Origin of the sequence: Domibacillus aminovorans (genome assembly GCF_001643235.1) — a bacterium.
GTDB classification, from domain to species: Bacteria; Bacillota; Bacilli; order Bacillales; family Domibacillaceae; genus Domibacillus; species Domibacillus aminovorans.
The window spans coordinates 12,237-38,386 of record NZ_LQWY01000003.1 but is presented as its reverse complement, the minus strand read 5'-3'; the positions used below and the strand labels follow the sequence as shown (position 1 = coordinate 38,386).

27 protein-coding genes and 1 pseudogene are annotated in these 26,150 nt (G+C 40.7%); 6 read left to right on the top strand and 22 right to left on the bottom strand.

Annotated elements, in window-relative coordinates:
• Positions 1-16 precede the first annotated feature (16 nt).
• The 5 genes from bluB to AWH49_RS01395 form a co-directional block, all read right to left on the bottom strand.
• Positions 17-664, bottom strand: coding sequence for a 5,6-dimethylbenzimidazole synthase (bluB, locus tag AWH49_RS01410; RefSeq protein ID WP_211268370.1), 648 nt, complete (start codon positions 662-664; stop codon positions 17-19).
• Positions 665-678: 14 nt separating this feature from the next.
• On the bottom strand, positions 679-1,728 hold the full coding sequence (gene cobT / locus AWH49_RS01405) for a nicotinate-nucleotide--dimethylbenzimidazole phosphoribosyltransferase (protein WP_063964424.1): 1,050 nt from the start codon (positions 1,726-1,728) through the stop codon (positions 679-681).
• A gap of 200 nt (positions 1,729-1,928) precedes the next feature.
• Positions 1,929-2,069, bottom strand: coding sequence for an FbpB family small basic protein (locus AWH49_RS18860; RefSeq protein ID WP_082862627.1), 141 nt, complete (start codon positions 2,067-2,069; stop codon positions 1,929-1,931).
• A 127-nt stretch (positions 2,070-2,196) separates the two neighbouring features.
• Complete coding sequence (gene acnA / locus AWH49_RS01400; protein WP_063964423.1) at positions 2,197-4,923, bottom strand: aconitate hydratase AcnA; 2,727 nt, start codon at positions 4,921-4,923, stop codon at positions 2,197-2,199.
• Between the two features lie 150 nt (positions 4,924-5,073).
• Entirely contained in the window at positions 5,074-6,015 is a 942-nt protein-coding gene (locus tag AWH49_RS01395; RefSeq protein WP_063964422.1) for a magnesium transporter CorA family protein, read from the bottom strand.
• Positions 6,016-6,184: 169 nt separating this feature from the next.
• On the opposite strand from AWH49_RS01395, the gene AWH49_RS01390 reads away from it, so the two are divergent.
• The gene (locus AWH49_RS01390) at positions 6,185-6,472 is read left to right on the top strand and encodes a hypothetical protein (protein WP_051927723.1); all 288 of its coding nucleotides are present in this window, start codon (positions 6,185-6,187) and stop codon (positions 6,470-6,472) included.
• 63 nt (positions 6,473-6,535) lie between these two features.
• On the opposite strand, the gene AWH49_RS01385 is transcribed toward AWH49_RS01390, so the two are convergent.
• Positions 6,536-7,129 carry a lytic transglycosylase domain-containing protein gene (locus AWH49_RS01385; protein WP_018392825.1) on the bottom strand — a complete coding sequence of 198 codons (594 nt, stop codon included), beginning with the start codon at positions 7,127-7,129 and terminating at the stop codon, positions 6,536-6,538.
• 103 nt (positions 7,130-7,232) lie between these two features.
• Complete coding sequence (locus tag AWH49_RS01380) at positions 7,233-8,738, bottom strand: hypothetical protein (protein WP_063964421.1); 1,506 nt, start codon at positions 8,736-8,738, stop codon at positions 7,233-7,235.
• Positions 8,739-9,089: 351 nt separating this feature from the next.
• On the opposite strand from AWH49_RS01380, the gene AWH49_RS01375 reads away from it, so the two are divergent.
• Positions 9,090-9,782, top strand: a complete 693-nt coding sequence (locus AWH49_RS01375; protein WP_244886764.1) for a L,D-transpeptidase family protein — start codon at positions 9,090-9,092, stop codon at positions 9,780-9,782.
• A 48-nt stretch (positions 9,783-9,830) separates the two neighbouring features.
• Here AWH49_RS01375 and ald read toward each other — a convergent pair whose 3' ends face one another.
• The 6 genes from ald to AWH49_RS01345 form a co-directional block, all read right to left on the bottom strand.
• The gene (gene ald, locus AWH49_RS01370) at positions 9,831-10,943 is read right to left on the bottom strand and encodes an alanine dehydrogenase (protein WP_063964420.1); all 1,113 of its coding nucleotides are present in this window, start codon (positions 10,941-10,943) and stop codon (positions 9,831-9,833) included.
• A gap of 109 nt (positions 10,944-11,052) precedes the next feature.
• Positions 11,053-12,279, bottom strand: coding sequence for a PucR family transcriptional regulator (locus AWH49_RS01365; protein WP_063964419.1), 1,227 nt, complete (start codon positions 12,277-12,279; stop codon positions 11,053-11,055).
• A gap of 191 nt (positions 12,280-12,470) precedes the next feature.
• The gene (locus AWH49_RS01360) at positions 12,471-12,650 is read right to left on the bottom strand and encodes a hypothetical protein (protein ID WP_018392819.1); all 180 of its coding nucleotides are present in this window, start codon (positions 12,648-12,650) and stop codon (positions 12,471-12,473) included.
• A 184-nt stretch (positions 12,651-12,834) separates the two neighbouring features.
• Positions 12,835-13,422 (bottom strand): SCO family protein, encoded by a 588-nt coding sequence (locus tag AWH49_RS01355; protein WP_082862626.1) that lies wholly within the window; start codon positions 13,420-13,422, stop codon positions 12,835-12,837.
• 102 nt (positions 13,423-13,524) lie between these two features.
• Complete coding sequence (locus AWH49_RS01350) at positions 13,525-16,638, bottom strand: AAA family ATPase (protein WP_063964418.1); 3,114 nt, start codon at positions 16,636-16,638, stop codon at positions 13,525-13,527.
• Positions 16,635-17,756, bottom strand: a complete 1,122-nt coding sequence (locus AWH49_RS01345; protein WP_063964417.1) for an exonuclease SbcCD subunit D — start codon at positions 17,754-17,756, stop codon at positions 16,635-16,637. Before AWH49_RS01345 ends, AWH49_RS01350 begins: the two co-directional genes overlap by 4 nt.
• Positions 17,757-17,881: 125 nt before the next feature.
• On the opposite strand from AWH49_RS01345, the gene AWH49_RS01340 reads away from it, so the two are divergent.
• The gene (locus tag AWH49_RS01340; RefSeq protein ID WP_018392815.1) at positions 17,882-18,307 is read left to right on the top strand and encodes a DUF2621 domain-containing protein; all 426 of its coding nucleotides are present in this window, start codon (positions 17,882-17,884) and stop codon (positions 18,305-18,307) included.
• 16 nt (positions 18,308-18,323) lie between these two features.
• Here AWH49_RS01340 and AWH49_RS01335 read toward each other — a convergent pair whose 3' ends face one another.
• Entirely contained in the window at positions 18,324-18,827 is a 504-nt protein-coding gene (locus AWH49_RS01335; protein WP_425305691.1) for a CcdC family protein, read from the bottom strand.
• 31 nt (positions 18,828-18,858) lie between these two features.
• Positions 18,859-19,566 carry a cytochrome c biogenesis CcdA family protein gene (locus AWH49_RS01330; RefSeq protein ID WP_018392813.1) on the bottom strand — a complete coding sequence of 236 codons (708 nt, stop codon included), beginning with the start codon at positions 19,564-19,566 and terminating at the stop codon, positions 18,859-18,861.
• 157 nt (positions 19,567-19,723) lie between these two features.
• Here AWH49_RS01330 and AWH49_RS01325 point away from each other — a divergent pair, with 157 nt between their 5' ends.
• The gene (locus AWH49_RS01325; protein ID WP_018392812.1) at positions 19,724-19,894 is read left to right on the top strand and encodes an aspartyl-phosphate phosphatase Spo0E family protein; all 171 of its coding nucleotides are present in this window, start codon (positions 19,724-19,726) and stop codon (positions 19,892-19,894) included.
• Between the two features lie 46 nt (positions 19,895-19,940).
• Here AWH49_RS01325 and AWH49_RS01320 read toward each other — a convergent pair whose 3' ends face one another.
• The 4 genes from AWH49_RS01320 to AWH49_RS01310 all read right to left on the bottom strand — a co-directional run bounded on the left by AWH49_RS01320 (position 19,941) and on the right by AWH49_RS01310 (position 21,568).
• On the bottom strand, positions 19,941-20,459 hold the full coding sequence (locus AWH49_RS01320; protein ID WP_063964416.1) for a hypothetical protein: 519 nt from the start codon (positions 20,457-20,459) through the stop codon (positions 19,941-19,943).
• Between the two features lie 251 nt (positions 20,460-20,710).
• Positions 20,711-20,863 (bottom strand): S-layer homology domain-containing protein, encoded by a 153-nt coding sequence (locus tag AWH49_RS21155; protein WP_157723653.1) that lies wholly within the window; start codon positions 20,861-20,863, stop codon positions 20,711-20,713.
• A 47-nt stretch (positions 20,864-20,910) separates the two neighbouring features.
• The gene (locus AWH49_RS01315) at positions 20,911-21,156 is read right to left on the bottom strand and encodes an S-layer homology domain-containing protein (protein WP_063964415.1); all 246 of its coding nucleotides are present in this window, start codon (positions 21,154-21,156) and stop codon (positions 20,911-20,913) included.
• A gap of 232 nt (positions 21,157-21,388) precedes the next feature.
• Positions 21,389-21,568: a YjzC family protein gene (locus AWH49_RS01310; protein WP_018392809.1), complete on the bottom strand. Its 180-nt coding sequence runs from the start codon at positions 21,566-21,568 to the stop codon at positions 21,389-21,391.
• 302 nt (positions 21,569-21,870) lie between these two features.
• Between AWH49_RS01310 and AWH49_RS01305 the strand changes: the two genes are divergently transcribed.
• The gene (locus tag AWH49_RS01305) at positions 21,871-22,215 is read left to right on the top strand and encodes a hypothetical protein (protein ID WP_034284877.1); all 345 of its coding nucleotides are present in this window, start codon (positions 21,871-21,873) and stop codon (positions 22,213-22,215) included.
• A gap of 446 nt (positions 22,216-22,661) precedes the next feature.
• Here the strand turns inward: AWH49_RS01305 and AWH49_RS01300 are convergent, their stop codons facing one another.
• Both AWH49_RS01300 and AWH49_RS01290 read right to left on the bottom strand, forming a co-directional pair.
• A complete protein-coding gene (locus tag AWH49_RS01300; RefSeq protein ID WP_063964414.1) occupies positions 22,662-23,279 on the bottom strand; it encodes a CAP domain-containing protein in 618 nt (205 codons plus the stop codon).
• Positions 23,280-24,302: 1,023 nt separating this feature from the next.
• Positions 24,303-24,569 (bottom strand): annotated as a pseudogene (locus AWH49_RS01290) (hypothetical protein); the annotation flags it as partial.
• A 195-nt stretch (positions 24,570-24,764) separates the two neighbouring features.
• On the opposite strand from AWH49_RS01290, the gene AWH49_RS20920 reads away from it, so the two are divergent.
• Positions 24,765-24,887 carry a hypothetical protein gene (locus tag AWH49_RS20920; protein WP_280512808.1) on the top strand — a complete coding sequence of 41 codons (123 nt, stop codon included), beginning with the start codon at positions 24,765-24,767 and terminating at the stop codon, positions 24,885-24,887.
• Between the two features lie 86 nt (positions 24,888-24,973).
• On the opposite strand, the gene AWH49_RS01285 is transcribed toward AWH49_RS20920, so the two are convergent.
• Entirely contained in the window at positions 24,974-26,128 is a 1,155-nt protein-coding gene (locus AWH49_RS01285; RefSeq protein ID WP_063964411.1) for an aminotransferase class I/II-fold pyridoxal phosphate-dependent enzyme, read from the bottom strand.
• Positions 26,129-26,150: the final 22 nt, after the last annotated feature.

Here is a 26,150-nt window from a genome sequence, read left to right as displayed (position 1 = left end):
AGGGATCCCTTTATCATTACGTTAATACCGGCCACTTATTATGGTATACTAATTTTTCCAATTCTTTTCTTTTTTCCCATTTGACTGTCTCCAAAATAGGAGCTTTCGGATAACCATCTGTATAACCGATGGAAATTAAGGCAACTGGATCAATATGAGGCGGTATCTCTAATATATCCCGCACATCGGATTTTTTATAAAAACTAACCCATCCCATTGCCAGCCCTTCGGCACAGGATGCCAGCCACATATTTTGAATGGCACATGCTGTCGACATAATGTCTGTTTCCGGTATTGAATTCCGTCCAAGTACGTGCGATCCTCCCCTCGTAGGATCGGCAGTGACACATATCGTTAATGGTGCTTCCTTCATTCCCTCAATTTTCAAATTCAAAAATTTTGATGAACGATCATCGTTTTCATAATGAATCGCAAGGGCTCTTCGCTCTTTATCTGCCGCCCATGCTAACCGATGTTTGATTTCTTCCTCTTCGATCAAAATAAAATTCCATGGCTGCATAAATCCGACTGATGGTGCGTGATGAGCCGCTTCTAAAATCCGTTCTATCGCTGCTTTAGGAACTGGATCAGATGTAAAGCTTCTTACATCTCTTCTGGAATAAATTACTTTGTAAATCGCTTCTTTTTCTTCATTTGTAAACAAACATTGATCCTCCATTACTCCTTATTGGATACTTGGGCCGTTTCAAATGTGGCCATTTCTTTCACCATTAGTACAGCTGATTGTAATATGGGAAAAGAAACCGCAGCGCCACTGCCTTCTCCCAGTCTCATTTCGAGATCGAGAAGCGGCTTTTTTCCCAACAACTGAATGAGAACGTCATGCCCAGGTTCTAAAGAACGATGCCCCATAATCATATAATCGGCGACTTGACTGGAGATCATTTTCGCGATCAAAGCAGCAGTTGCAGAAATAAATCCATCGACAAGAATAGGTATCCGGTTACTTGCAGCAGCAAGCATTGCACCCGCCATTCCAGCAATTTCAAGCCCCCCAATTTTCGATAAAATGTCGATAGGATCATCTGCCCTCGGATTTCTTTTTTCAAGAGCACTTTTAATAATTTGTTGTTTATACTGAATTTTGTCCTTCTCAATTCCTGTGCCTGTTCCGACTAGCTTTTGAATATCTTGTTCGCTGACAGCAGCTGCAATAGCACTGCTTGTGGTCGTATTGCCGATTCCCATCTCACCGAGAATGAGGCATTTAGCTCCCTCGTTAATCATTTTTTGTGCCTGCTCATAGCCAACTTCAATAGCTTTAACTGCTTCATCAGGAGACATTGCGTTTTCCTTATAAAAATTAGCTGTTCCATATCGTACTTTTTTCTTTATCAACCCTTCCTCATCTATATCACTAGCTACCCCGATATCCACGATGTATAAGCTGGCGTTGATTGATTTACTAAATACATTAATGGCTGCGCCACCATTCAAAAAATTACGGACCATTTGACCTGTCACTTCCTGCGGATAAGCAGATACACCCTCATCAGTGATACCATGGTCCGCTGCAAACACAATAACCCCCGGCGGTGACACGTCCGGAAAAGGATCTCCTGTCATCTTTGCCAGTTCAATCGCCAAATCCTCCAATCGGCCTAAACTCCCAAGAGGTTTTGTCAGTGAGTTAACATATTGCTGTACATGAGCACCTGTTTTTTCATCAAGTTTGGGTATATGTATTGTTCGTAATAAGTTCCCCATCCCCCTATATCATCCTTTCTTCTTACAGAATTCTTATCTATGCAAAAAACCTTAACATATGAAGTTAAGGTTTTAAATAAGCACTTAATTTGCAAAAGAAACAAAGCCTGATTAAAAATCCTTTTTTAAAATCCATTAAACTATAATCATATTTTAATAGCAACTAACAATTATGTATACAGTCCGGTACGAATACCGGCCTATTTTCCTGTTTTATCATATGCAAGCCACTTTGACTCGAGTCTTTCTTCAAGGACTTTCATTGCTTTAGCATCCGCGAGCAGTTCCTCTTTATTTTCTTTAATTAGATCTGCAAATGTTTTTTTATGAATTTTACGCACGTTTTCACTCCTTTCTCTATATTGTTATTATTTCCTTAAATATTATTTTTATACAAAATATTCAATCATCTCTCTAAAAAAAGAAGCCAATTCCAAGTAAATGGAACCGGCTTCTTTTTTGTATAACTTATTTGTCGCTTTTAACATTTTGCAATTTGCCTCGAAGGACCATTTGCAAAATGCCACCGTGACGGTAGTAGTCCACGTCTACTTCTGAATCAAAACGCACAAGCGCCTGGAATTCTGTTTTCTTGCCTTCTTTATTGGTTGCTGTAACGGTTACAACTTCGCGTGGTTTCACGCTATCTGTAATCGCCACTTCAATTGTTTCTTCACCTGTAAGTCCAAGTGTTGTTGCATTTTCGCCCAGTTTATATTGAAGCGGAAGCACGCCCATCATCACTAGATTCGAACGGTGAATACGCTCATAGCTTTCCGCAATAACGGTTTTAACGCCTAGCAAGTTTGTACCTTTTGCCGCCCAGTCACGTGAAGAGCCCATTCCGTAATCTTTACCAGCAAGAACGACAAGTCCTGTTCCTTGCTCTTGATACTTCATGCATGCATCATAAATCGGCATAACTTCGCCTGTTGGCCAATATGTTGTAAGTCCGCCTTCTGTACCCGGCGCAATTTGGTTACGAATACGAATATTCGCAAACGTACCACGCATCATTACTTCATGGTTGCCACGGCGTGAACCGTATGAGTTAAAGTCACGTGGTTCAACCCCTTTAGAGCGAAGGTATAAGCCTGCTGGCGTATCTTTACCAATCGCACCAGCTGGTGAAATATGGTCTGTCGTGACAGAATCACCGAATTTACCCATTACACGTAAGCCTGTGAGCGCTTGAATCGGCTCTGGATTTGTTGAAAGATCCTGGAAGAATGTTGGATTCGCAATGTACGTTGAATCTTCATTCCAGCTGTAAAGTGCTTCATTGCTCGTTTGAATTTGATTCCATTTCGCATTATTGTTGAATACTTGAGCATATTCTTTACGGAACAATTCAGGTGTAACTGTACGTTTTACCGCTTCTTTTACTTCAGCCGTTCCAGGCCAAATATCTTTAAAGAAGACGTCCTGTCCATCTTTGCCTTTACCGATCGGCTCGTTTTGAAGGTCTACGTTTACATTACCTGCAAGTGCATAGGCAACAACGAGTGGTGGAGATGCAAGGTAGTTTCCTTTTACAAGCGGATGAATACGACCTTCAAAGTTACGGTTACCTGAAAGAACAGATGTAACGAGAAGATCCGAATCAACAATCGCTTTTTCGATTTCGTCTTTTAGCGGACCAGAGTTACCGATACATGTTGTACAGCCGTAGCCAACAAGGTTGAAACCGAGTTTTTCCATATAAGGAAGGAGTCCAGAATCACGAAGGTAGCCTGTCACAACTTTTGAACCTGGTGCAAGAGATGTTTTTACATACTTAGGTACTTCAAGACCGAGTTCAACCGCTTTTTTCGCCACCAAACCAGCTGCAAGAAGAACGTAAGGATTTGAGGTATTTGTACATGATGTGATCGCCGCAATGCCGATCGCACCCGTTTTCATTTCTACTTTTTCACCATCATTGAATTTAATCGTTGTTGTTTTATCAAGCTCATCTGCTGTCAAACCGAAGCCGTGGTTGCCTTGAGGCGCGCTGACTGCTTCTTGGAATGCTTTTTGCATTTGAGTAAGTGGAATTAGGTCTTGCGGACGTTTCGGACCAGACAAATTCGGCTCGATTTCAGCAAGGCTTATTTCAACGACTTCCGTGTAAATTGGTTCTTCGTTCTCTGGTGTGAAGAACATATCGTTTTCTTTTAAATATTGCTCAACGACTTGAATATGCTCTTCTTCACGTCCTGTTAAACGCATGTAATCAAGAGACTCTGCGTCAACCGGGAAAAAACCGCACGTTGCGCCATATTCAGGTGCCATGTTTGCAATTGTCGCACGGTCTGCAAGCGGAAGTGAAGCTACACCTGCACCGAAGAACTCAACGAATTTACCTACTACACCCTGTTGACGAAGAACTTGTGTTACTTTTAACGCAAGGTCAGTAGCCGTTGCGCCATCTGGAAGTTCGCCTGTTAATTTAACACCGACTACTTCTGGAATAGGGAAATATGAAGGCTGCCCAAGCATACCCGCTTCTGCTTCAATGCCGCCAACGCCCCATCCGAGAACGCCGATTCCATTAATCATTGTTGTATGAGAATCCGTACCAACGAGTGTATCCGGATATGCTTCAAACTCGCCTTCAGTCGTTTCAACTGCATGTACGACATTCGCGAGATACTCAAGGTTTACCTGATGAACAATTCCCGTTGCCGGTGGAACTGCACGGTAATTATCAAATGCTTTTTGCGCCCAGCTTAAAAACTCATAGCGCTCCGCATTGCGGTCAAATTCAAGCACCATATTGCGTTCAAGTGCTGCCGGTGTACCATAAGCATCTACTTGCACAGAGTGGTCAATAACGAGATCAACCGGGATTTCTGGATTAATGACCTGAGGATCGCCGCCGATGTCTGCCATTGCTTTACGAAGAGATGCAAGGTCAACAACAACCGGCACACCTGTAAAATCCTGCAAAATAACGCGTGATGGTTTAAACGGAACTTCTGCTTCTTTATCTACATTCGGTCCCCATTTTGCTAAGTTTTCAACATGGTCTTTTTTAATGACATAGCCATCAAATTGACGAAGTACAGATTCAAGTAATACTTTAATCGAATATGGCAGGCGTGAAACTTTTGCTATTCCCGCTTCTTCAAGAGCAGCCAGGCGGTAGTAATTATATTGCTTACCATTAAGGTCAAAGCTTGTGCGGGCGTTAAATATATCATTTTTCGCCATTTCGGTTCCCCCTCTTAAATATCAGTATGTAAGACATCCGAAAAATTAGTTATTCGTTTTTTCTTCTAATTTCCCACATCCTTTATCATATTATACGGATCTATATAAGTAAATAACAAGAAGTTAATCACCTTTCATAAGAAAAACTAATCACTTGAAAAATGATTTTTTTGAACGGACCGATAAAATGTCACCCATCCACCCTTTTTTCTTCAAATATGCATATAGAATAAACGTCGATGCCACAATTAATACACCGGCCAATAAATAGCCAAATTTCCATTCGAGCTCCGGCATATGCTTAAAGTTCATTCCCCAGATGGCACCAAATGCAGTCACCGGTGTAAACAACGTTGTAATAACCGTCAATGTTTTCATAATTTCATTCCCCCGGTGTGTGGAAACAACACTTTCAAGATCAAGCAGCGCATCGATTTCCTCTTCATACTCACGAATCAGTTCACGCGCACGTGTAATGCGGCGCTTCGTTCGTTTATATTGCGGCTGTTCCATAATCTCGTCGCCAAATGCTTCTTCCACCGCTCTACGAATTTCGATCATCGGAATAATTAAATTTTTCCAGATAAGCAGTTCATGATCAGCATTCGCCGTTCGATCGAGCGTTTTTGTATTATTGCGTTCTTTAACATCCCAGATCAAATCACGCAGCCGCACTTCAAATTTATCAATTTCCTTTAAAAAGTAGGCCATAATTTCACCGATGAGTACAAAAAATCCTTCAATCGATGTTTCTGATTGATGCATTTTTTCTTTCATTGCTTTTACATCTAGATAATCCAGCTCATTTAAATTCAAATCTGCCGTTACAAGTTCATTGCGTGTTAAATAAAAATGAAATACACGTCTCTCTTGTTTTTCATGAAGATCCTGTATATAAACGAGCGAGCCCCAGATGATTTCTTCCTCTGCGGTACCTGTATACATTTCAAGCAAGTTCATTTTATTCGTTTTCACACTATCGGTCCACTTTTTATATGTAGAGTGTTTTTTCATAAGCTCTTTCGCGTCGATATCGTCTTTCATATTGAACTCTATCCATTTCCATTGCGACGAGTGGAATGTATGTTCCATTTAAATCCAATCCTTCCCCTGGATCATCCTTACACAATATACCCTCATTTCTTTTTTTCGAAACGCTTTGTTTTTTCATTAAAAAATGGTCCATGTTTTGAATTTATACCATGTGGGTAAACTTGTTAGTAAGCAAGCGATAAAGTGACACTACTAAGGAGGACTTTGAATGTATAGCAGTAAAAAAACGATGAAGCAAAAAAATGGTGGACTTGGTTACCTTCTTCTCGGTGCCGGTGCCGCAGCGTGGTGGCTGTCAAAAGATGAAAATCGCACAAAGTTTGATGACTGGATGACCCAGGCGAAACAGAAATTAAGCGGCGAAACGTCTCCAGGGGATGCATTCCCGGTTTACAAAGGCGGCAATCCCCATCCAGAAGACATTGACGACAATAAAATGGTCAGCGAAGGTTCTCAATTTGCTGTTGATTATTACAATAAAAAAGAAAATCACTAAAAAAACGTCTTTGCCACGAATGGCAAAGACGTTTTTTTATTTCACCGGTTAGGTACTCTTTTCTCATTCTTCCTGTTTCGAATACTCCTCGACATAATATAAAATATCTGAGACATATTGATCACTTCTATTATAAGCAAAAATGGCCCGTTCTAAATCACCTTCAGCGGCTCCATTTGACTGCAAATAATTTGCCGCACTAAAAATGGCATCTTCAACATCAAATGGGTCAGCTTTGCCGTCCCCATTTGCATCAACACCGTATCCACCGTATTTTGCAATGACATCAGGGTCTACTTTTTCTTTTTCTGAAATTTCTCCCGTACCGAGTCCGTTGCAGGTAGGGTGCTGCCAACCGACAAATGTGCACGGCATAAACTGCATCGGTCCTTCTGCACCGACCGGTGAAATCATCGGATCCATTGTCGAAAATTTAGTTTCCACTCGGTGATGCGCTGCCAGTAGCTCCCACGGAATTCCATATTCTTCTGCAGCCGCTTTGTAAATCGGAATAAATTCTTCTGGAATTTTTTTTGAATCTATTAATTTAGATGTTGAATCACTAAGCGCAAACAGTATCAATAAAAGCAGTCCTAGAATAATAAATGGAGTGGATAAAAAATACATTGCCCGTTTTCGTAACTTTCGTCGTTTCACCACGTTGCACTCCTTTATTAAAACGTGCTCTCCTCATCATAGAAAAGACAGGTGAAAACTTCAAGTGAAACAAATGTAAACGATAAAAATAAAAGAATCCCTATCAAATGATAGGGCTCTCCACGTGTATGTCAACGGCGCCAAGCTGCTTTAATCCTGGTGTTTTGGAAGCGGATTCCGCTGCTTTCTCACGCAATTTTAGCTCTTCACTTTTCATCTCTGATAGCGACTTGACGGATTCCGCTTCTTTTTTCTGCAAACGCTCCTTTTCAAACTGCCACTGGTTCGCTGTGATAAAGGCAGTGTTCATCTCTGAAATTAAATCCGTTTCATAATACGGATACTTTCGCATGATTTCATCAGCCATTTTTTCAAATGACACGTGCAGTTTTTTTTCTAAACTATTTTTTTCCGTCTGCCAATACGTATTTGATACCCAAGCCCCAACAGACTGAAGAAGCCCTTTTTTCGTCTCATTCGATTTCATTTTAGACTGCACACGGCTTAATTTTTCGCGAATTCGTGTATTAGACACGCTAATATCCCCTAAATAAGGGCGTGCTGGATCTGTTTTTAAAATGGCAATGAGACGCTCCCGTAAATTGCGATAGACCGACCGAGCCCTCTCTTCAGCACTCATCGCCTTTCCAAGTTCCAACCGCACCGATTCAATGTGCTTCTCCGTCTCCTGCTGATCTACTTTCAATTCATTAATTTGCCTGATTAACAGCTGGTAACTCGACTCTCTTCTGACCCACTCTGCTGCAATCACGGCCAGATCTGTTTCTTTCAAATCATCTTCCGGCGACATATACATTAAAAGCAATGCGGAGGGCAGCATCCAACTCCCTAACACGAGACTTTTCAATGCGACATCTGTTGTAAACAATGCGTCAGGATGAAGCACCCATAAATAACGAGGATCCCCTTTTGGCACATCCGTACGAATATCAGACAGCAGCGCTTCATACATCGATAAACCGCTTCTTGTCCCCATTTCAAATAGAAAAGAAGCGAGTCCTTTTTCTTCCAAGATCTCTGAAAACAATGTTCCACGATTTAAATGGAGATGCTCATAGATTTGCACTCGTTTGTATTCCGGCATTTCTTCCCAGTATCGGCGGATCTTTTCTTGAAGCGGTTCTTTCTTTTCATCTACTTTTTCATTTTTCAGCACACGCTCCACTCTTTTCACACTTTCATAGTGAAGCAAAAATTCAAGTTTGTCCGTGATAAGAGACTGATCAAATTTCTCTGTCAATAATTTATCCTGTTTCGCCGCTTTTTCAAACCATTTATGAACGATTTCATCAGAGCGTGCAGCTACTTTTTCTTTTTCATTTAAACGGGCAGCTGGAAGCTTTAACATCTTCGTTAAGGCAATAAACACATCGAGCTGCAGCTCAGCATCCATTTGCTCACTTCGTTTGTTTGCTTCTGCTGTAATGGCACTGAAAAACGGTGTCATCTCTTCTTTTGAAAACTGACTTTTTGCTTTTAACGCAATTAAATCGCGCGCATTGATTTGATGCAAAATTGAATGAACGACGCGCAGTCGCATACCTGTCAATGATGAAACAGCTGCACCTATCGATTTATTTTCCGTCATAACCATCCGCTCCATTTGTTGTCTTTTTTTTGATTGTACACGAAATCAGTTGGAAAGAAAATGAATGAGAGTTTTTACTAGATAAATAAGGAAAACAAGGAAATATCGAAAAAGTTTATTTTTTTGTCAAAAAGAGTTGCTATCTGGAAATTGCTTTCTTAGAATAGAGTTACAATTTCGTTAATTGGAAACGATTTCATAATTACAAACTACTAGGGAGGTCTTTTATATGCAACAGGAAGCAAAGCGCATCGAATCGCCGCAAATGAAACATGATTACGCAGCAATTGCGGCTAGACCGAAGTTCAAGTCACTAGTTAGAAAGAAAAAGGAGGCTTTATAGTGAAGCATATGATTTATATGTGTTTAGCGATTCTTTTACTTATTTCTATTTCTCCTCAGTCACCCGAAGCAGCCCCTGATCCATACGTCGCTGCATTATCCAACGTAACTGACAGCAAACAGGTAATCATTGCGGAAGGCCAGACATCATCTAGTATAGCAACAGTGAAACTATATGAAAAAGCCGGGAGCAACTGGGTATTAAAACGGGTCTCACCGGCTGTCACCGGTAAAAACGGACTGTCTTTTACGAAGAAAGAAGGAAATGGCGCTACACCAACAGGGATGTATGCCATCGGTGAAATGTTTGGCTTTGCAGCAAAACCTGCCGGCGTAAAATCACGTTATACAGTTACAAACAAATTTCATTATTGGGTAGATGACGCTACATCAAAAGACTACAACAAATGGATATACTACCGTGGCAATCCATCCACACGCTGGAAATCATTTGAACGGCTGAATCATACGCTCTACAAACACGCGATTATTATTCGCTATAATGAAAATCCTGTCGTGAAAAATGCCGGCAGTGCGATCTTCATTCACCGGTGGCGCAGCGGTACAACACCGACAGCGGGATGCATTGCCCTCAGTGAATCGCATTTAACAGTCCTAATGAAATGGATTGACCCGGCGAAAACGCCCAAAATCGTCATTGGTACAACGGATTCGATCCAAAAAGAACTGAGTGCTCTTTAATGACACAAAAAACCGGTCATCAGCTGATGACCGGTTTTAGTTTTACTGTTATATTAGTTCATCCAGCTGCTTATACACATAACCAAGATCATGAGCGACCGCTTTGTATGTGACAAACCCTTTTAGCGTGTTAATGCCGCATTTTAAAGCCGCATTTTCAGCTGCCGCTTTCTCAAACCCTTTGTCCGCGATTTGAAGCGCATACGGAATGGTTACATTCGTCAACGCAACAGTCGATGTTCGCGGCACAGCACCTGGCATGTTGGCCACAGCATAATGAACGACACCATGCTTTATATATGTTGGATTGTCATGTGTCGTAATGCGGTCAACTGTTTCAAAAATACCGCCCTGATCCACCGCTACATCCACAATAACCGAGCCATCTGACATCGACTTGACCATTTCTTCTGTTACGAGCTTCGGTGCTTTAGCTCCCGGAATTAATACGGCACCAATCACAAGATCAGACTCTCTCACTGCTTCTGCGACATTAAATGGATTCGACATTAACGTTTGAATTGATGAACCAAATACATCTTCCAGCTGCCGGAGACGATCTGCACTTAAATCAATGATCGTAACGTCAGCACCAAGACCAACCGCAATTTTAGCAGCATTCATCCCGACCATTCCACCGCCAATGACCGCCACCTTACCTTTTTTAACACCTGGTACACCACCAAGCAGAATCCCTTTCCCCCCCTCTTGCTTTTCTAAAAACTGCGCGCCAATTTGCGCGGCCATTCGTCCTGCTACCTCACTCATCGGCGATAAAAGCGGCAACGTCCGGTTCACACTGACTGTTTCGTATGCAATGGCTGTCACTTTATTTTCAACAAGTGCTTTCGTTAAAAGTGGCTCTGCTGCAAGATGAAGGTACGTAAAAAGAATAAGTCCATTGCGGAAATATTCGTATTCCGATGCGAGCGGCTCTTTTACTTTCATAATCATATCTGAACGGTTCCATACCTCAGCCGCCATGTTCAGAATTTCCGCGCCTGTTTTTTTATATTCTTCATCAGAGAAACCGCTTCCCATCCCCGCACCACTTTGTACAAGTACATGATGTCCTGCTTTTACAAATGAACTAACGCCTGCTGGTGTAATGGCAACCCGATTTTCATTGTTTTTAATTTCTCCCGGCACACCAATAATCATGACAATTCATCTCCCTAGTTGATTATTTTCCTTATCATCATATTATGACTGATGAACGACATATTTATCAGGTTAAATAAAAAATCAGGAGAGATGTTTTTGTCTATTTTCACAAAAATGAATCATCCACTTGCAGGATCAATAAATCAATATAAAGCAATGTTTTTTCATTCATATCTTTCAAATCAAGTTCAGTAATTTCTGTAATCCGTTTTAACCGGTATGCAAGCGTATTCGGGTGAACATGCAAAACTCCAGCCGCCCCATTCATATTACCGTCATGAGCTAAAAACGTATAAATCGTTTCAATCATATTCGCATGATGCATGTGATCATAGGCTTTCAGTTTTTCAATAATGGGATTTCTCATCCCTTTCCGGACCGTGCGAAAATCATCAATCGATTTAAAAATGCCTATTTTTTCGTAACAGTGCGGCACTTGTATCGTGGAAAACAGTTCTTTCATACGCAGCACATATAGTGCTTCTTGATAGCTTGTCTGCACATCGATTGGATTTTTCACAATACTTCCCGCTGCCCCTGTCGGCTGTACTTTCAGCCGTTCTGATGCTTTCGCAATAAAATCTTGAATATAATGCTGCACTGTATCTGTTTCACCTTTATCCGGAAATCGAATGAGTAAAATAAGCTGATCTCCATCGTACGTTCTTGCTATACAGGATAATTGCTGGAGCGTTTCAACAAGATAGTCTATTTGCCGCTCAAGTGTACGGTCAATCGTCCGTTTAAAGTCAAAAATTACCGTCAGCAGCTCACCTGACAACGGCATTCCATAGCTCTTATTCACTTGATCCACTTCATTTCGTCCGTTGAAGTGCCCCGTTAACAGCTTCCAAAAAAACTCCTGATGGCTTTCTTCAGCCGCACGTTTTCGCTTCTCGTGCTGTAGAAGCTGGCTTTTCACCGCTTTTGCGGCTTCCTTTAAAATAAACATTTGCTCATCCGAAAAATGCGCCTTTGATTGCGCCCAAATGAAACCGATCACTTTCCCCTGCTTTCTGACTGAAATGGCGACGCGTTCACCGAGCTCAACTTGATCAATCGCCGGGATGATGACGGGCTCTTCTGTTTCAAATAGTTTCGGAATGGCTCCGCTTTTCCATAGGCTATTAATAACATGCTCCGGCACACGACGGCGCATAATCGTTGCAATCCGTACCGGATCTATTTCTCCTTCATGGCGACTGTACGCAATAATTTGATGATTCGCATCTTCAATTGTAATGGGACAGTGAAGGGCGTCACTAATGCGATCAGCAAGCATTTCAATCGATTCGTATTCATGGGCAAAATATTGATTGACTACATTCGACATTTTATTCCTCCGCTCATTTGACTACCTCTATTATAAATGGCGAAAGAGTGGTTGTAAAAAAAAACAGGAAAAACGGAATCATGAGGGTGATTCCGCTTCAAAACATGATGGCAAATGGCTACTGGCGGTCGTCGAAGTCGTCGTAAAGAAAGGATCATATAAAGTCGAAGGGAGAAACAAGTAGAGAGGAATTAATACTTTCTAGATCCACAGCTCGGGCAAATATAAACATCTTCAGCATCATAAATGGAACCGCATTTTGTTTGTTCCAACACGACAAGCGCACTTCGGAGTTCGGCACGCTGCCCTTCCCAGCCGCATTCACATTTTACGCTGTTCATTGAGCCATATTTGTATAATCCATAGTTCATACAATCACCCCTTAACAAAATATTCAGAAAAACCTGTACATTTATCTTAAACAAAAAGCCAATTTCCTGCAACTAAAAAATTATTAATTTTTTGTGAATTTTATAAAAGTCAAGTCTTATTTATTTGTTTTATGCTCATTTATTTATATGCAAAAGCCCCGAATACGTGATTCGGGGCCTTCTATCAAGGTTGTTCTGTTAATTGCTTCACATCCAGCACAATTTCATCGAATGGCACGTCCATATTGCCTGCATAACTCTTGACAACCGTGCCTTCTTTATCCACTAAATAAAAGCTCGTTCCATGCATGAACTGGTCGGAATTTGGATCTGGAACTGCTAATGTTTGAAAGCTCTTTTCCGCGAAATCGCGAATATAATCGCCGTCATAACCCGTTAACAAATCCCAATTTGATTCATCTGCTTCATAATGGGAAATATATTCTTTCAATGCTTCCGGTGTATCGCGCTTCGGATCAATACTAAATGACACAATGTGGTAATCTTTCACCCCTTCTTCATTTAACTTGTCTTGAAGATCACTCATGTTTTTCGTCATCGGCGGACAAACAGTCGTACAATTTGTGAAGACAAAGTCAGCAATCCACACTTTTCCTTTCAAATCGGACAAACTAACTTCTTCTCCATCTTGATTCGTATTCTTGAAATCCTTCACATTTACATCCATGTTGCCTTGAAAATCACTGTTGCTGCATGCAGACAACACAATTATTACAATCCCCATGATTATCATATAACGAAATAACTTCAAAAAAGTTCCCTCCAAACGGTTTTTATATATTCATCGTAGAGGAATTCCCCTCATTACTCAATGGACAAATTCACTTTCTCGTGAACTATTTATGAAAATTGTTTAAACTTCACCTGAAAACACAAACATCGCTTTGCTTCCCACCTCTGACTGCTTCACTTCCAAACGAGCATCAATTCGCTCTTTCAATTCCGGTACATGCGATATAATCCCTACAAGCCGGCCATCTGATTGAATATCCATTAACGTTTCAATCGCTTGATCCAGGGACTCAGGATCAAGCGTACCAAATCCTTCATCTACGAACATTGTTTCCAGTGACACACCACCCGCATAATTTTGCACGACCTCCGCAAGACCGAGTGCAAGAGCAAGTGCCGCTTTAAAACTTTCACCGCCCGACAATGTCTTTACATGGCGGCTTGCCCCCGTATATTGATCAAAGGTCAATAGATCAAGTCCGCTCTGCGCATTTCCTTTTGCACGCTCCGTCTGCCGCTCAAGCCGGAATCGTCCATTTGTCATACCGATAAGCCGCGTATTCGCAGCGATTAAAATATCCTCTAGAAAAGACGCAAGTATGTAACGTTCAAACGTCACTTTCAATTCATTCTTCCCGTGTGTAATATCATACATATGTCCGGCAAGACGATACTCTTCCTCAACGCGCGCGATTTGCTTGGATAGACGCATGACCGCCTCTTTTGTCCGCATCGACTCACTCATCTGCGCCGCAAGCATCCCTGCCTTATGTGTCCATTCGTTCATCTCGTCGTTCAACGCGTCAATTGTATCGCTCAATTCATCAAGATTGATCCGCTCGAGACCGTCTGTTGCCTTTTCCAATTCACGAATTTTCATGTGAATCGCACGCTGCTCTTCGTTATATCGCTCCACTGACTCCTTCATCCGAAGAAGATGATCGACAAACCGTTTTGCTTCTTGATAGGACTGTTCAGTGACGAATTCATTTTCCAGAAGCTTTTCGGAAAAGGTAGCAGCCGCGTCTTTGAATGACGCGTCTGCTTCTATCATCGCCTGCTCTCGTTCATTTAGAATCGAGACCGTTGACTGGAGTGTCAAATGCCATTCATGATACGAGGTACAGGCCTGTTCGAATTGCTGTTTATCCTGTTCTACTTGCTGTTTTACTTGGTCAAAAGCTTCAATAAATTTAGCTACATTTCGCATCTGATCCGGTACGTTTTTTTTCATTTGCAAAAGAAAGCTATGCGCCTCAATATATGCGCGCTGTTCAGCTGCTTCCGTTTGCCGGTTTTGCTCCATATTTTGCACGATCATTTCTTTTTGCTGATTGAACAATTGAAGCTGTTCTGCCAGTTTCTGTTTTTTCTCTCGATCATGTTCAGCCGTCTGCCTGTCCATTTTCACACATTGAAGCATTTCTTGAACATCTTCAATCGTTTGATCTTTAGGCAGTTTGGTTTTCATTTTTTCCATTTCTTTTTTTACGGTATGAATAGCAAACTGGGTGGATGACAGTTTGCGTTCTTCATCATGACTCTTTCGCTCCATCAATGAAGCATGTTTCTCCGCTTCTTCGACGGCCTCTTCACGAATCAACGGATCATCATTATCCAAATAAGCCGGTTTAGGATGGTGAATGGAGCCACAAACGGCGCACGGTTCGCCTTCTGTCAATTGCAATGCAAGAAGAGCCGCTTGTTCACGCTTTAATTCCTGCCGTAAAGCAAGTACTTGTTTCTTACTTTCAACTGCTTTTTGCGTGGCCTCGATGAACCGTTGCTCCGTTTCTTTTCCCTCGGCTTCGAGTGTCGACAATTGAGATGCTGCAACTCTTGCTTCTTTATGCAGCTCAAGCAGCTGCTCTGTTTTTTCAACGAGCCGGTCCGCTTCGATAAACCGTTCACCCGCTAATTCAAGCGGTTTGATTGAACGTTCGACCTCGCTTATTTTTTGTTCCATTTCCCGAAGCATTTCACGCAATCGCACACCGTCAGCTACTGTATTTTCCAGCTGTTTCCGGTATGTTGATTCGTTCTGCATCGCTTCTTCAAAAGCATAAACAGATTCTTTCATTGATTCCAGCTGTTGATAGCGCCCGATCGTTTTATCACGCTCCGGCTGTCGGCTCTCTTCTCGCTTCAACACTTCCTTTGCTTGTTCAAATTGCGCACACGCCGATTTTTTGTTTTGCACCGCTTCCTTTTTTCGCTCGTGTGCCAGTACCAATGCTTTTTCAGCTTTTTGAACATGCGCTTCATATGAATGCACCTTTTCTGCTTTTTCACCACGAACGATATTTAGAGCAATCGATTGCATTTGTTCCTGTCGGTCATCGAGCTGTCTTTTTACTTCAATTGACTGTATCAACTGATCAAACTGCCGGTTCAACGCCATACCGCGCTCGCGTTCTACGACGCGTACATCGCGTTTTTTTCCAATCTTCACAATTTTATCCTTCATCGTTTGATGCTCTCGCTGCATCATGTCCATATCGATATCCAACTGTTTGAAGACTGCATCTTTCATCATGTCCTCCTCGTTTAGAAGAATACGCATTTCATCTGAATATGGAGCCAAATTTTTTAGCATCGTGATTTGTTCAGCTACTGTTTTTCCTGCTTCTTTCTTCAAAATATCTGCTTTTTCTTTCAATTGATCCTCTACTTGTTTGTAAAAAACCGTTTGAAACAGCTTCTGCAAAATTTTTTCTTTATCTTGACTGCTTGCCATGAGCAGTTTTTGAAATTCACCTTGGGGGATCATTAATATTTGACGGAATTGATTCGCTTCTAGACCGATTAGTTCATTTATTTTTTCATCTGTATCACGCACATTGGCTGCTAGCAGCACTTTCTTTCCTTCATCTGTTATTTCACTTAGTTCAGCCGTCGCACCCGCTATCGTCGTACCCGTTCCACGCGCTTTCACTTTTTCTTGCTGTGGTGTACGCCGGATCACATATTGGCGACCTTTCAGTTCAAATAACAATTCCACTTCCGTTAACTGTCCTTTTTGTGCAAACTGACTTCTCATTTCTTGTGCACTCCGGTTGTCACCACTCGGCCTGCCATACATCGCAAAGCTAATTGCATCAAAAATGGTCGTTTTACCAGAACCGGTCTTGCCCGAAATAACAAACATTTTCCTGTTTTCAAGCAGTGAAAAATCAATTTCTTCTTGGCCTGCATACGGACCAAATGCGGTCATCGTTAATTTTATCGGCTTCATGCTTGATCACGTCCTTTTTTCAGATCATCAATCACCGCTGCCATATAGGCTTCTTTTTCATCCGTAAAATCAAGTCCCGTCATAGCCCCATAAAATTCACCGAACAATTCCAGTTCATTTTTTCGCTTTCGCCTAGCAGAAACCGTTTCAATTGAAAGGATTTTTCCCGCTGCTCTTTCCATATGTAAAATGTTTGGAAATTTCTGCTTCAACTTCGCCATTGGATCGATTAACGCGCCTTCATCCTGTAGCGTTACTTTCATATAATCATCTGTTTCATCCATTTCCATTACTTCATCAAATAACCCTTTCACTTCTTTCATATCACGAATCGGTGTTAACGCTTCTCTCCTCACGCTCAACGTCCCTTTTCCGTTTACTTCTACTATTGATACACTTTTCGTATGCGCCGCTTCCGAAAACGAATATTTCAAGAGTGAACCGGAATAGTTTACTGTTTCATGACGGATGGCGTTCGGATTATGTAAATGGCCAAGCGCGGTGTAGTGAAAAGGGCTAAACAGCTCAGCCCCCACATTTCCTGTTCCGCCAACGGATAAAATACGTTCTGAGTCACTCGTTTCCCCACCGGTCACAAAGGCGTGACCGACAGCAATGTGAATGGCATCGCGATCCATTTTCTCGCTTAAACGCCCTATGATTACCTTCATTGCATCATGATGGGAATGAATCGATTCATCTTCATATACGTGACGGACGATTCCTGGTTCCGCAAATGGGATACAGTGGAAATGAACATCTTCGATCACAGGACAATACATCTCTTTCTCGATTTTTCCGGCCAGATAAAAGCGGCTTTGACGGAACCATGTCGAGCCAAATGCTAGACGATCTGCACTATCATGATTGCCTGATATCGCCACAATCGGCACATTCATTTCGACATTAATTTGATAAAGTACTTCATTTAATAGATTAACAGCAGAAGCCGTTGGAACCGAGCGATCGTACAAATCACCCGCAATCACAAGTGCATCCGGTTTTTCACGCTCAATAAGCAAGATCAGTTTTTGTAGAACGAAACGCTGATCCTCTGTCATCGATACGCCGTGCACAATTTTTCCAAGGTGCCAGTCAGCTGTATGTATAAATTTCACATGATTCACCTCTATTCGTATGTATGTTCTTATCATAACGGAATATTCAGAGAATGAAAAGGATGAATAAGCGTGCTTTTCTTGCTATAATAAACAGTAGAAGATAATCTTACGGGGGTTTGATCATGCTTGAAGGCTGGTTTTCTTATTTTATTATGATATGGACAGTCGTCCTTGTCTCATTGTTCGCGATCGGTGGTTTTTTTATGTTCCGCAAGTTTTTGAAAAAAATGCCGAAGCAAGATGGCCGATCAGATATGGATTGGGAAGAGTATTATGTCGATCAGACAAGGAAAATCTGGGGGAAGAATGAAAAAGCAATGCTTGAAGAACTCGTTAGTCCAGTGCCTGAATTGTTTCGTGACGTCGCCCGCCATAAAATTGCTGGCAAAATCGGTGAACTTGCATTAAAAGAAAAAGCGCGCCACATATCAACTGATCTTATCGTACGTGGCTACATTATGGCTACACCGAAACGTGACCATAAATTTTTGCGCAAAAAACTTGATGAAATGCAGATTGATGCTTCACCATATAATCATTTGTTTTAGAAAAAAGCACCATTCGTCAAATTGGACGAATGGTGCTTTTTTTTGTGGTATCTATCATCTGAACAGACATCTGCCGTTTTAGTTTTATATATTGACTGTACATCGCCATACGCCACGGGACGATCATCGCGAATGCTAAAATGAAAAACATACCACCGAGTTCCCCGATATCAATTGTCGTCGATAAAACAAGTTTACTAATAATACGTACGATTAAAAGGGTCATTAGAATAATCGGAAATGCCTTCGATCGTTTCAAATAAATCGCATCGTCGCGTATTTCAAAATTTGTCGTTTTCATTAATAAAAGAGAGAAGACCATCCCGACCGCTGTTGCTTCAAGCAGCTCCAACCAAGTCACCCTGAACTCCGGAAATAAAAACATAAGAGCTCCGGTACTCATAAACAGCGGTGGCATAATGATTTTCTTTGCTGTTGTCGGCTTTTTAGCTGCACGCATTCTGACAAAGAATGCAGCGATCCCCATCATAACAGCGGCTACTGATGATGCCCAGATCATCCAATCCATGTCAATCATTCCTTCAAACGTGTTAAAAACCAGTGAATCCTCCAAATAGTGGAGTGAGAATCATAATAATTTTTGTCATCCAGTCAAAAAAGAGCACAATACCCATAATGATCATAACATAACCGCCGATTTTTACAATCTTAGCGCTATTTGTCCGGATCCACTTCATCCGGCCGATAAAGAATGAAAGTGCGAAAAATGGAATGGCAAATCCGAGCGTATATGCGATCATATACAGCATCGCTGAATCAGGATGCGTCCCCGCCATATAAATAACTGCAAGTAAAATGGGGCCAGTACACGGCGTCCACCCTGCACCAAATGCAAGGCCAATGAGTACGGATCCTAAATAGCCGACCGGACGGTTTTTAAACGCAACCCTTTTCTCCGACATCATAAACTTAGGCTGCAATATACCTGTTACAATAAGGCCAAAGAAAATAATAAAAATGGCGCCAAGTTGACGGATTAAGTCATCCCACTCTTTCAAAAACTGACCGATAAAGGACGAACCGAACCCAAGCAAAATAAAGACAAGGGAAAATCCAATTAAGAAGAATAGTGTGTGCAGCATACTGCGGCGCTGAAGCATTGCATTATCGTTTTTTAATTCATTCACACTCATGCCGGTAATATACGATAAAAAGGCAGGATAAAGCGGCAGACAGCACGGTGAAATAAAACTTAAAAACCCTGCTCCAAATGCCAGAAAAATATTTAAATCAGCCATCATCAACATCCTTTCCTTCCCATTGTAACAGAACTGGCCTCATTCGTACTCTGAATAAATTGTGAACAGAAAAAAACTACAATTTGGCAGTTCTTTTTGAAAATAAGTCAATGATTGGGTATACTATTACAGGTAGAATAAGAAAGGGATGTCCGCTATGAATAAAGACATGCTACTGTCCGCAATTGAAGAAAAGCGTACCGAGCTTCTCAACATCGCGTTTGATAATGGACTCACTTCACCGCTTGCGATCGAGTATAGCCAAGAATTGGATCGGCTTTTAAATTTATATGAAGATTTACATATTCGTAAAACCAAAAAATATTGAATTAAAGTAAAAAGGCGATCCGCTTAAATGGGATCGCCCTTCTTCCTTATTTCTTTTTATATACACAGATTAAACCGCTTTCAATAAACATTTGGTCAAACTCGGCTGTAACATACTGACCGGTCTTTACTTTCTGACCCATTACATTTTCTGCTGTAAAGATGATATCACCATCTGAAGCGCTTGTTCCTTCGTAATACGTTTCATTATGTTCATTCCATACACGCGTTACTTTATAATCAATCCGTTTTGGTTTCACGTATTCTGCTATATTAAAACCGCCATCTTCCCAGTACGAACGGATACGATCACCGACAGATAGTTCAATTTCAACATCATATTGTTTAAAACGAAGGGTCTCACCATTACTAGAAACAGCCCGGTAGTAGCCATTTTCGATATCTTGTGATTTAAATGTCACGATATAGTGTTTTAATGAAATGCCTTCTTTTTCGAGCTGTTCAAACGGTGTACCCGTTGGCTCGTCTTCGTAAGCATATACAGGGGCGCTTGCACCAATTATAATAAAGATCGTTATGAATAAAAGCAAGTATCGTTTCTCCATGGCAATCACTCCTTTTCCTTCATTAATTTATTTTATCCATTACTCAGCGTAATTATGCATCAAAAGATAAAAAAACCGCTTTTTTATTTAAAAAAGCGGTCTTCTATCGATCTCGATTTATTTATTCTGTTATTTTATTCACCTTATGTAAATTGTAAGTTTCATTGTCTTCAAAGTATGTTTCAACGTTTAAGTCTACTGACGGTACACGTTTTGTTGTAATGATGCGGTGTTATTTTTCAACTTCATTGTTACATCAAATTTAATTTTCGTGCCGTAAAGGCCGCAAATTGAGCACAAGTTACCTCCATATTGGGGCGGTATGTATTATCTCGATAGCCAGTTGTAATCTGTGCCGCTAAAATCTTTTGATTATATGGATAAGCTGTGGAACTTTTTGACACGTCTTTGATATTTACAGTTTTTCCACCTTACAAATTAAATGCACGCGCTAAAATATAACCAATTGTCCCCTGGTAACCGCTTCCCCCGGTTTAAATGTATGGTCTGGGTAGCCTGAAATAATTCCTGATTTTACCGCTGAATCGATAGAGCCTGATGCGAAATTTGTGGCGTTTACATCTTCGAATGCTGTTTTTCTTTTCACCCCATCTAATTTCAACGCCCGACCAATCATCACTGCCGCCGCTGCACGAGTCACTTTATCTTCGAATCCGATCTGATAAAATTGGCACAAGTTATATGTTTCCCTAAAAGACTTGGTGGAACGAAATAGCCAGCCATTATCGGCTGGCTAAAGTTAAAAATTTCACTTTGTCTTAAGTATCTGCCGTTCTTTTATTTGAAGCGCTTATGAGTTCTTATAGATATGATTGTGCCATCTGCTCGTTCCGCTTATTTTTATTGTGTGTAAAAGAAACAAAAATATGATGATACGCTCAATGAATTAGGGAAAGATTTTTAAGTGATTATGTTTTGGGCTGATACGTCCAAACACGATTGTGATTTGTTGTATCTGGGAAAGTATCTCCTGCTTCCAGCTTGATTTTCTTTGGATCGTTTACCGTGCTTCCTGTTTCGCCAATTTCCACATAAGATCCATTGTTCGGCGCCTTTTGCCCAGGCTTAAATTGATGATTTTGTCCCACAGTGCTCACTCCTTTTTAATGGTTGCTTTTTTAGCCTTTCCGAATTCAAGCTGGTTTATGAATGATTTTAATGAAAATAGTGAATGATCCCTAAATTTCATCATCCCCGATCTATATAAATAAAAATGTAATCGTCAACCTAAAAGTGGTTTGTTGGAAAATCTTTTTTTACCGACTTTATAAATGCGAAGTATAATGGTTTTTAATTTGGATTTTTTGGATACAATGAGGATTATACCCTCTTATTCTGGAATAAGGATATTAATAGGATTTTCAAATAGGTATGAAAGGAGCGGTGGATCATGAAGGAAATCATCATCAGTTTTTTAGCTACTATGGAATCGTTGACCATCAAGGATGTAATCAATGTTGCTGCATATACGTTTTTCTTTGTTACACTCGCAGTCTTTGTCTGGCAAGTACATCGATACATCGGTTTTGTAAAAAAGGCGATTCTTATGAAAAAAATCGGGTTAACCATTATCGTGCAAAGCTTCTTTACTATTTATCTTATTCTCATTGCCATGCTGTCTGCCGGGATTAACGGTTTTACGGGTATTTTTTGGGTATTTTCTTTTATCGGCTTTTCTCTAACACTGATATTTATGATAGATCAAGCAGCGAAACGAGAAAAAAAGATCTCTTAATGAAAAGGTCTTTCGCACGAAACCTACATTTTAAAAAGGAGCGGCTCATGTAAACGAACTACTTGACATTCAAGTCATTTTTCAAGAATGGATAAGTTCTGATCACACAGGGTCTTTTTTCGTTCTTTTTGGGCATACAGGATAAAATCTGACCAGGCGCAAGATATCATTGACCATTCTCTCAATGAGTCTTATCATAGAAAAAAACGGCGGTGAGGATAGCGGAAATAGCGAATATATGCCCTTAAATCATCGAGGTAAATACTTTAATAAAAGCCACCTTTCCTGGTTAATCTTTCAACAAGAAAAGGTGGCTTAGTTATTTACGCAGCTATATACAAATCAACATCTGAACTTCCCACCAAAATGAAAAATGTAAAATTCTCAAAACCAGGAAATGAAAGATAAAAAATCCCGCCAGCATATAAGCCAGCGGGAGAATCGATTTATTTTCCGATAAACATTTGTGTCCAATGACCGTCTACATATCCAACACCGATGTGCGTGAAGTCGGCACTTAAAATATTTTTACGGTGTCCATCACTATTCATCCAAGCATCCATTACTTCTTCTGGTGTTTGTTGTCCTTTTGCAATATTTTCACCAGCTGATTTGTACGTAATGCCAAATTGTTTCATCATATCAAACGGCGAACCGTAAGTAGGTGACTGATGAGAGAAATAGCCTTTGTTTTTCATGTCCGCTGACTTCGTGCGGGCAACATCACTTAACTTCGTATCAAGTTGAAGTGCTTTTACTCCTGCTTTTGCGCGCTCTTGATTCACAAGTTCAAACACTTGCTTTTCAAATTGGCTGACAGAACCAGTTGTTGCTGTTGGCTGCGCTGCCGGCGCTTGTGTTGTTGTCGGTGATTGTGCTGGTGCAGCAGGTGCTTTTTGAGCCGGCTGTTGTACTTTTACGGCTGTTTTTTCACCATTATATGTTTTATATTGAACAGGTTGATTCCAGTTGCAAGTTGGTGTAGCGGCTTCTGCTTGTCCTGCTGTAAATATTCCAATTGACATTGCACCGGCAATCGCGGCCATACGTAGATTCTTTTTCATTTTTGGAATCCTCCCTTGTCATTTGTTTGTGAATGTGGTGCCCGTGCTTCGGGTTTAATGTTGCCGGAAATCTAGCAATCCTGCAATAGGTTTTAACCTTCCAAATTAAACTAGCTTTCCATAATAATAGTTTCCTGTTTTCACCACCAGCTTCAACGCACACAGGGCTTGGATTTAATCAGGTCACTTTTTTCAAAAAAAAAAGCAGGTTATAAAAGCGTAACCTGCTTGTCATATTTGTTATGGTGAAAAAATCCTAAAAAGGCATTTTATAAAGACGTATCATCATCAAATTGTAGTAATCATAACCTGACGGTAAATATTGCGTGTTGAAAATTCTAACTCATTGCAGCACAAAAAAAGAACCGTCTTGATTGACGATTCTAAAGAAGAAGAATTCAACACTATTTTTGAAGTTCAGTATTCATTCTGTCCAATTCATTTACAATGTGATCTAAGTCATTATATTTTTCATTCGAAGCCGATTTTATAGTTCACTTTTTCAACTAATACACCCGTTAGCTTAAGTAGAATCCTTCACAATTGCCCTAGATCACTTCTGTTTATTTCAGCATATTATGTTGAGTAACTATCTAATAAAGGAGTGAAATCGTATGCCACCTGAATTCCCTCCACCACCGTTTATTCCACCAAAGCCTTCTTCTCCATCCTATATCATAGACTGTGTATTTCAAAACACTTATGTTTGGCTTAGAAATGGGGAAAGTTTTTGGTTTTATCCAACTCGTGTCGAGTATGGCGAAATTTCCGGATATAGATGGAACGGTGCATTCTGGATGTTTTATGGTATAGACCCAAGACTTATTGATGCTGTTGCCTGTTATCCTACCCCTACCCTATACTAAATGTAAAAGCTCCTTGTGGAAATTAAAACCACAAGGCTTTTTTTCATTTGTAGTTCGATTAATTCCATTATGAAGCGACTCCTTTATAAGTTGATAACGGACAATATTGTCCAAAAGCATCTTCAATCGTTGATACAACAAGGATTTATTTATCTTGTTGTTTATTCATTTGCGCCATCATTTGAATGAATTCTGGCTCTAAAATTCCTTCACGCCGTATCGTATTAGTCCGATCCACTTGCGTCGTATTGTATGCTTCACGAATATTCTCAGATGCCAAAATGTATTTCGTCATGGTCTCCGCAAACAAGCGCAGTTTCATTAATGTTGTATGAGGGTCCACATACACATTTCTTTCTGCTGACTCCACTAAATTAGCAAGTACATCCCATTTCGCACGAAAAAATGAAAAGTTGCTAGCCATTTTTATCACCGTTTCCAGTATTTTTTAAGTAATCGGACGGTACTGAATTAATAACAGCTTGCAGGAGTGCAACTGCCCCTATCCACTTGATAAAGAGTAATCGGACAATTGGTGAGATCATGCCCCCTCTCACGTTTAAACAAGTTTAGATAGCAAAAGCGGTAAAAGATATTAATGATCCTGAAGCAAGAATCTGTGGAAACGCCTGAAGTTCCTACACCGAAAGAACCGCCTGTTGAAGAACCGCCATCCGAAGAACCTGTTGCAGAACCACAGCCATTACAAACCGAACAAACACCAACAGAAAGCGGCATTTAACACGGCATCATTTTTACAAAGGTACAGAGCAAAAGTATGCTCATAAAAAAAGGCATTTAAAATGAAATCTGTTTTAAATGCCTTTTTTATTTGTTTTTTAAGTATTGCTCGATTCTATTCATCGCTTCATTCAATTTTTCCATCGAATAAGCAAAGGAGATACGCAGTCGATCCGACCCTCCTTTTGTAAAAACGGTACTGGGCAGAAGACCTACTTTCGCTTGCTCCAACAGTTCCATGCTGAATGCATACGAATCATGATGAAATCTTTTTATACTTGGAAACGCATAAAACGTTCCATCAGGCACAATTGTATCTAATCCCAAGGCATTTAATCGTTTACACAAGTAATCTCTCCGTTTTTGATATTCGAGTTTCATTTGTTCCACTTCTTTTTCTCCGTGATTGAAGGCATAGGCAGCGGCTTCTTGTGAGATAGAAGAGATACTTGTATTGAGGCATTCATGAACTTTAAACAGTTCATTGGTGATATAGGAAGGCGCAAACGTACATCCGATTCTCCATCCCGTCATCGCATGAGACTTGGACACGCCATTAATAACAATCACTTTTTCTCTTATAGAAGGAAATGAAGCGATAGATTGATGAGGTTGATCAAAAACCAATTCACTGTACAATTCGTCTGAAATGACGAAAACATTATGTTTTTCGATGACTTTCGCCAAATCCATTAACTCATCTTTTGTTAGGATAGCGCCTGTTGGATTAGAGGGGAACGTTAGAATGATTGCTTTTGTTTTAGGTGTAATGGCTTGCTCCAGTTGTTCTTTTGTTAACTTAAAACGGGTGCCGCTAACATCAATAGGCACGAGTACACCGCCGCACAACTTTATAACGGGCTCATACCCTGGATAAGCGGGTGTTGCAAGGATAACTTCATCACCTGGTGACAAAAGGGTCTTCAACGTAAGAAACACGGCTTCGGTTGTCCCATTCGTGACAATAATTTCAGTGTCGGGGTTATACGATAAATGATATCTCCGTTCCATAAATGATGACACTGCTTTTCGCAGTGCGGGTTCCCCCGCCGTTGGTGCATAAAACGTACGATTGTTGTCTATGGCAGCCTTCCCTGCTTCTTTTATCAAAAAGGGTGTTTGAAAGTCAGGTTCGCCTATTGTTAATGCCACGACACCATCGTATGTTTTAATTATTTCAGACATTTTTATGATCCCAGAAATTTCGAGTGACTGTACATCTTTATTGAATAAATTTTTCATAAAATACACTCACTCCCTTCCA

What these genes read in the sequence shown, in the direction of transcription:
- cobT (WP_063964424.1), bottom strand. Translation starts at nt 1,728, where the DNA reads ATGGGGAACTTATTACGAACAATACATATACCCAAACTTGATGAAAAA.
- acnA (WP_063964423.1), bottom strand. Translation starts at nt 4,923, where the DNA reads ATGGCGAAAAATGATATATTTAACGCCCGCACAAGCTTTGACCTTAAT.
- AWH49_RS01395 (WP_063964422.1), bottom strand. Translation starts at nt 6,015, where the DNA reads ATGGAACATACATTCCACTCGTCGCAATGGAAATGGATAGAGTTCAAT.
- AWH49_RS01390 (WP_051927723.1), top strand. Translation starts at nt 6,185, where the DNA reads ATGTATAGCAGTAAAAAAACGATGAAGCAAAAAAATGGTGGACTTGGT.
- AWH49_RS01380 (WP_063964421.1), bottom strand. Translation starts at nt 8,738, where the DNA reads ATGACGGAAAATAAATCGATAGGTGCAGCTGTTTCATCATTGACAGGT.
- AWH49_RS01375 (WP_244886764.1), top strand. Translation starts at nt 9,090, where the DNA reads ATGATTTATATGTGTTTAGCGATTCTTTTACTTATTTCTATTTCTCCT.
- ald (WP_063964420.1), bottom strand. Translation starts at nt 10,943, where the DNA reads ATGATTATTGGTGTGCCGGGAGAAATTAAAAACAATGAAAATCGGGTT.
- AWH49_RS01365 (WP_063964419.1), bottom strand. Translation starts at nt 12,279, where the DNA reads ATGTCGAATGTAGTCAATCAATATTTTGCCCATGAATACGAATCGATT.
- AWH49_RS01360 (WP_018392819.1), bottom strand. Translation starts at nt 12,650, where the DNA reads ATGAACTATGGATTATACAAATATGGCTCAATGAACAGCGTAAAATGT.
- AWH49_RS01350 (WP_063964418.1), bottom strand. Translation starts at nt 16,638, where the DNA reads ATGAAGCCGATAAAATTAACGATGACCGCATTTGGTCCGTATGCAGGC.
- AWH49_RS01340 (WP_018392815.1), top strand. Translation starts at nt 17,882, where the DNA reads ATGCTTGAAGGCTGGTTTTCTTATTTTATTATGATATGGACAGTCGTC.
- AWH49_RS01335 (WP_425305691.1), bottom strand. Translation starts at nt 18,827, where the DNA reads ATGATCTGGGCATCATCAGTAGCCGCTGTTATGATGGGGATCGCTGCA.
- AWH49_RS01330 (WP_018392813.1), bottom strand. Translation starts at nt 19,566, where the DNA reads ATGGCTGATTTAAATATTTTTCTGGCATTTGGAGCAGGGTTTTTAAGT.
- AWH49_RS01325 (WP_018392812.1), top strand. Translation starts at nt 19,724, where the DNA reads ATGAATAAAGACATGCTACTGTCCGCAATTGAAGAAAAGCGTACCGAG.
- AWH49_RS01320 (WP_063964416.1), bottom strand. Translation starts at nt 20,459, where the DNA reads ATGGAGAAACGATACTTGCTTTTATTCATAACGATCTTTATTATAATT.
- AWH49_RS01305 (WP_034284877.1), top strand. Translation starts at nt 21,871, where the DNA reads ATGAAGGAAATCATCATCAGTTTTTTAGCTACTATGGAATCGTTGACC.
- AWH49_RS01300 (WP_063964414.1), bottom strand. Translation starts at nt 23,279, where the DNA reads ATGAAAAAGAATCTACGTATGGCCGCGATTGCCGGTGCAATGTCAATT.
- AWH49_RS01285 (WP_063964411.1), bottom strand. Translation starts at nt 26,128, where the DNA reads ATGAAAAATTTATTCAATAAAGATGTACAGTCACTCGAAATTTCTGGG.